At 61.2% G+C, this 983-nt stretch carries 2 protein-coding genes; both read left to right on the plus strand.

Annotated features, from left to right (window positions below; translation table 11 throughout):
* A partial coding sequence (locus JNB91_RS30275) for a Mu transposase domain-containing protein (RefSeq protein ID WP_430736380.1) occupies nucleotides 1-723 on the plus strand: 723 nt, incomplete at its 5' end.
* Between the two features lie 14 nt (nucleotides 724-737).
* Nucleotides 738-983, plus strand: a 246-nt coding sequence (locus tag JNB91_RS30280) for an ATP-binding protein (RefSeq protein ID WP_220329119.1), incomplete at its 3' end; no start/stop codon positions are given.

Raw genomic sequence — 983 nt, forward strand, 5'->3', positions numbered from 1 at the left:
GGCCGGATGCGCAATCAGACCTTCTTCTCGCTGGAGGAAGCCAATGCCGCCATCCGCGGAGCCGTCGAGCGGATCAACACGCACGTCATGAAGCGGTTGGGCCAAACCCGCCAGGAGATATTCGAGACCATGGAACGCCCAGCACTCGCGGCTCTCCCGGCAGAGGACTACGAGTACGCCGAATGGAGGCTGGCGCGGGTGTCGACGGACTACCATGTCGAGTTCGAACACTATTTCTACTCCGTGCCCCATACGCTCATCCGCCAGCAGGTCGATGTCCGGGCCACGAGCCGCACGATCGAGGTCTTCTTCAAGGGCAAGAGGATTGCGACCCACCAACGCCGGTACGGCGGGTCTCGCTACGGAACCGATCCTGACCATATGCCCAGCTCGCATCGGCGCTATGCCGAATGGTCACCTGCAAAATTCCAGCGCTGGGGCGCTTCCATTGGGCCTCAGACAGAGGGGCTGATCATCGCTATCCTGGCCAATCGTCCTCATCCCGAACAAGGCTTTCGAACCTGCCTTGGCGTCCTGAAGCTCTACCAGGCTATTCCTGCGGTGCAGGCCGAGGCGGTGTCCGCCCGTGCTGTCGAGATCGGCGGACTGACTTGCAAAAGCATCAGCGCACTCATCAGCACCTACAAGGCACCACGACATTCCGCCGAACCCGCCGCTGTCGGCGAGCATGCCAATCTTCGCGGCAAAGCCTACTTTCATTAAGGAGACAATCGAGAATGCTGACCAATCCCACTGTCGACACGCTGCGCCAACTCGGCCTTTCCGGCATGGCTTCTGCCTTCCAGGACCTGGAGATGCAACCGGAGGCAAGAGGCCTCCAGCACGGCGAATGGCTTGCGATCCTGCTCGAACGGGAACAGACCTCGCGTCGCCAGAAGCGCTTCGAGGCAAGAGCGCGTGCTGCCAAGCTCCGCCATGACGCTCAGGTCGAGAATGTCGATTTTCGCGCAGCACGCGGTCTC

It is taken from the genome of Aliirhizobium wenxiniae (assembly GCF_019511445.1).
Lineage (GTDB): Bacteria > Pseudomonadota > Alphaproteobacteria > Rhizobiales > Rhizobiaceae > Neorhizobium > Neorhizobium wenxiniae_A.